The following is a 4,105-nucleotide window of genomic DNA, read 5'->3' on the forward strand; positions in this document are numbered from 1 at the left end:
TTAATAAGAATTTTAAATATATTATCAGAAACACAGAATGCTATGAAAACTTCATCAAATCCAAGGGTTCTTATGGAAGTAACTATGATAAAAATAGTTCAGCCTATGTTTGATGAAAGTAAAGAGGCTTTGATTAAGAGAATAGAGAATTTAGAAAAGAAAATTGAATCAGGAGATATAAAAGTTAATCACATATCCACAAATCAATCAGTGGATAACTTTGATGGAAATGATCAAATCGACAAAAATATACAAGAAACTCAATCAGAAGAAAATATAGAATATGAAAATATAAAAAATGATGATGTTAAATTAATACAAAAATCATGGAAAAATATATTACAAAAGATGAAAGAGGATAAGGAACAGGTAACTAGGGCCTTACTTCAAGATGTAGATAGCTTTAATGTATCAGATGATACTTTGTATATAATTTTTACGGATAATTATTCATTTGCTAAATCTAGATTGGATTCACCGAAAACTATAGAATATGTGGAAAAAGTAATAAGAGAAGTATTGAACAGAAGCTTCAATGTAAAAATAGCTTTAAAATCTCAAGTAGTAAATTTAAATACTGAAATAAAAAAAGAGGATAAAGGTGAGAAGATATTAAAAGATATAGTAAGTGAGGATATATTAGAAGTAAAAGATAGTATTGAAAAAAGCTAAAATAAATGATAATAATTATATTATGATACAATGAAAAAATTTTTTAAGGAGGAAAGATAAATGGCTAAAAAAGGATTTGGCGGAGGAATGATGCCAGGAAATATGAATCAAATTTTAAAGCAAGCTCAAAAAATGCAAGATAATATGCAAAAAATGCAACAAGAATTAGAAGCTAAAGAGTTTGAAGTATCTGTAGGAGGAGGAGCTGTAACTGTTAAAGTTAATGGGAAAAAAGAACTTTTAGACATAAACATGAAACCAGAAGTTGTTGACCCAGATGATATAGAAATGTTACAAGATTTAGTAATAAGTGCTGTAAACGAAGCTTTAAGAAAAGTTGACGATGCTCAATCATCTCAAATGAGTAAAATGGCTGGGGGAATGAACATACCAGGATTATTTTAGTAGGTGATAATAATGCAGTATTATACAGAGCCTATAAGTAGGCTTATTGAAGAATTTTCAAAGCTTCCAGGGGTAGGTAAAAAAACAGCTCAAAGATTGGCTTTTCATATTATTAATATGAATACGAATGATGTAGAAGCTCTAGCAAAGGCGATTTTAGATGCGAAAAGAGAAATCAAATACTGTTCTATATGTTGTAATATAACAGATAAAGACCCTTGCAGTATGTGTTCTAATCCAAACAGAGATCCAAGTGTAATATGCGTAGTAGAAGATCCTAGAGATGTAGCAGCTATGGAAAAAATAAAAGAATTTAAGGGACAATATCATGTTTTAAATGGTGTAATTTCACCTATGGATGGTGTAGGTCCGGATATGATAAATATAAAGGAATTAATCCAAAGATTAGGAAATCAAGAGGTTAAGGAAATAATAATGGCTACTAATCCAACTATAGAGGGAGAAGCTACAGCTATGTATATAGCTAGACTTATAAAGCCTATGGGAATTAAAGTAACTAGAATAGCTCATGGGTTACCTGTAGGAGGAGATTTAGAATATGCCGATGAAGTTACTATATCTAAAGCCTTGGAAGGAAGAAGAGAAATTTAATAAAAATTTTTAATAAATAGAGGAAATCAGCGTGGAATAATATGTGTTATTTTGCGCTGATTTTTTTTAATTTACTTAATTGAATCGTTAAAAACATTGTTGTATAATCTTATTAATAAATTTAAATAGAGGTGTAAAATGAAAACAACTATGGATTTTGAGGAGTATACTGTTAATAAAGAAAAAAGACAGAGAAAAATTGAATCTAAAAAAAGGGACAAATCAAAAAGTACAACTAAAAGAAAAAAACACGTAATAAAGGATAATAGAAATAGCTCTTTCAGAAATAACTACAAAAATTATCAGTATGATTACGAAGAAGATTTTTATGAACCTTATTAAAAATTAAAAGACGATATTGTAAAATCAGCCAACTCATTAGAGTTGGCTTTATTAATTTCTTATCGAATTATATGCTTTTAGCTATGTAGTGTACTGATAATATTAACCGATTATATCAATTACCAAATTCGCTATATCTTCAGCTGTGTTTTGTTTTTTTATAGCTTTTATGTTGTTTTTAATTAATTCTATTCTAGATGGATTGTCTATAAGTACTTTTAGTAATACAGAAAGAGTGAATTTTTTAGAAGTTCTTATAGCAGCACCACAATTTGATAAAAAGTCTAGGTTTTCTTCTTCTGGACCTGGTATGTAATAAGGGACAATCATCGGTAATTCCTTTATTAAACATTCAGTAGTTGTCAATCCACCTGGTTTTGAAATCATTATATCAACAGATGATAATATATCGTTCATTTTTTTAGTAAAACCAAGCACAGATATATTTTTATCAAATGTATGTTTATCAATTGATTTTTCTAATTTTTCTTTTAAGCTTTCATTTCTTCCGGCGATTACAAGTATTTGAAAATCTCTGTCTATAGATATTAATTCTTTTAAGGTATCTTTTATGTTTCCAGCTCCGAAACTACCACCCATTACTAATACAGTAAATTTATCAGGAGCAAGTCCTAATTCTTCAAGCACGACGTTTCTATTTCTATGATCTAAAAATGATTTTTCAACAGGAATACCATATACTTTTATTTTTTTATCATCTATGCCTTCTGAAATTAAAACCTCTCTTACATATTCATCTCCAGCAATGTAATAATCAATTTCATCTTGGATATATGTTGAATGAGCTGTGTAATCAGTTAAAACTGATATAAGAGGCGGTATGTAAAAGCTACTAAAAATATTGTTGTCAGGATATTTTTTCTTTAAAGTGCTTAGAGCTATCATAGGAAATGGATGAGTTCCTATGATTAAGTCAGGTTTGGAATCCTTCAATAATTTTTTTAGCTTTGAACACATAAGAGTGTTAAATAAATTGCCCTTAAACTCATTTTTTGCCATTATATTAGCATCAGATATTTTATACATACCTCCCCAAGCTTTAGGTGTATATTTAGCTGATTTTTCATAACCACTAGAGATAATTTTATCTGTTGCTGTATTTATCATTTTTAAACTATCTACAATTTCGCAATCAATATGCTCACCATCAATAGATTTTTTTTCAAGTTCATCTTTTATTGCGTGGGCTGCTCTATTATGTCCCCCACCTGTAGAGGCAGACATAATCAGTACCTTTTTCGACATTACAAATAACCTCCTAATTATTATGATTATATTGCTTTATTTTTATAAATTATGTACTATTAATTATATTTTTATAATTTATAATACATATTAATTTTATAATATGTAAAACTGAAAATAAAGTAAAATATAGGAAATAGGGAGTTGAAGTGTATTGAAAACAATAGAAATGTACACAAGTGATACTTGTCCAAATTGTGTAAAATTAAAAGAGTTTTTGAAAAAAAATAATATAGAATATATTGAATATAATATATCAAAAAGTGAAAAATATAGAAAAGAGCTTATAAAAGAGGGGTTTTTATCTGTACCAGTTATGAAAATAGATAATGATTATGTTTTAGGATTTGATGTTCCTAGAATAAAACAATTATTATCTTTATAAAATTTATTGTTATAAAAATTTGATATTACAGGCATAATAATTGAAGATAATAATTTTATTCCATAGATTTTATAGGAATACATTTCTTATAAAATCTATGATGAATTATAGAGATTTTTAATAGATTTATTTAGGTATATCTTACGAGAATATACAAATAATAAAAATAAAATAAAAAAAGTATTGACGAAAGTTTTTTTTGGTGGTATAGTATTACTTGTCCTTGAGAGAAAAGGACGAGAGCTTAAGAGCTTGAAAGTTTGAAACAAAAAACTTTGAAAAAAGTTCTTGACAAATAAATAAAAAATTGTTAAAATGATTAAGCTGACTTAAGCAAATGAACTTTGAAAATTAAACAGTAGGTTAAAAATAAACTTTAATTCACACGAATTAAAACCAACAAACCAAGCCAGATATTCGATA

5 protein-coding genes and 1 pseudogene are annotated in these 4,105 nt (G+C 27.3%); 5 read left to right on the plus strand and 1 reads right to left on the minus strand.

Translation table 11 applies throughout. From position 1 onward, the window contains the following. The 4 genes and pseudogenes from ACI3VO_RS08170 to ACI3VO_RS08185 form a co-directional block, all read left to right on the plus strand. Nucleotides 1–672: pseudogene (locus ACI3VO_RS08170) on the plus strand (DNA polymerase III subunit gamma/tau); the annotation flags it as partial. 60 nt (nucleotides 673–732) lie between these two features. Further along, nucleotides 733–1,077 (plus strand): YbaB/EbfC family nucleoid-associated protein, encoded by a 345-nt coding sequence (locus ACI3VO_RS08175; RefSeq protein WP_439757439.1) that lies wholly within the window; start codon nucleotides 733–735, stop codon nucleotides 1,075–1,077. Between the two features lie 12 nt (nucleotides 1,078–1,089). Continuing rightward, entirely contained in the window at nucleotides 1,090–1,689 is a 600-nt protein-coding gene (gene recR, locus ACI3VO_RS08180; protein ID WP_439757440.1) for a recombination mediator RecR, read from the plus strand. 138 nt (nucleotides 1,690–1,827) lie between these two features. Then, nucleotides 1,828–2,031: a hypothetical protein gene (locus tag ACI3VO_RS08185; RefSeq protein ID WP_439757441.1), complete on the plus strand. Its 204-nt coding sequence runs from the start codon at nucleotides 1,828–1,830 to the stop codon at nucleotides 2,029–2,031. A gap of 102 nt (nucleotides 2,032–2,133) precedes the next feature. On the opposite strand, the gene ACI3VO_RS08190 is transcribed toward ACI3VO_RS08185, so the two are convergent. After that, the gene (locus ACI3VO_RS08190) at nucleotides 2,134–3,297 is read right to left on the minus strand and encodes an MGDG synthase family glycosyltransferase (protein ID WP_439757442.1); all 1,164 of its coding nucleotides are present in this window, start codon (nucleotides 3,295–3,297) and stop codon (nucleotides 2,134–2,136) included. 154 nt (nucleotides 3,298–3,451) lie between these two features. Here ACI3VO_RS08190 and ACI3VO_RS08195 point away from each other — a divergent pair, with 154 nt between their 5' ends. Then, nucleotides 3,452–3,682: a glutaredoxin family protein gene (locus ACI3VO_RS08195; RefSeq protein ID WP_439757443.1), complete on the plus strand. Its 231-nt coding sequence runs from the start codon at nucleotides 3,452–3,454 to the stop codon at nucleotides 3,680–3,682. The last annotated feature ends 423 nt before the right edge of the window (nucleotides 3,683–4,105 follow it).

The organism is Intestinibacter sp., assembly GCF_051866655.1.
Lineage (GTDB): Bacteria > Bacillota > Clostridia > Peptostreptococcales > Peptostreptococcaceae > Intestinibacter.

What these genes read in the sequence shown, in the direction of transcription:
- ACI3VO_RS08175 (WP_439757439.1), top strand. Translation starts at nt 733, where the DNA reads ATGGCTAAAAAAGGATTTGGCGGAGGAATGATGCCAGGAAATATGAAT.
- recR (WP_439757440.1), top strand. Translation starts at nt 1,090, where the DNA reads ATGCAGTATTATACAGAGCCTATAAGTAGGCTTATTGAAGAATTTTCA.
- ACI3VO_RS08185 (WP_439757441.1), top strand. Translation starts at nt 1,828, where the DNA reads ATGAAAACAACTATGGATTTTGAGGAGTATACTGTTAATAAAGAAAAA.
- ACI3VO_RS08190 (WP_439757442.1), bottom strand. Translation starts at nt 3,297, where the DNA reads ATGTCGAAAAAGGTACTGATTATGTCTGCCTCTACAGGTGGGGGACAT.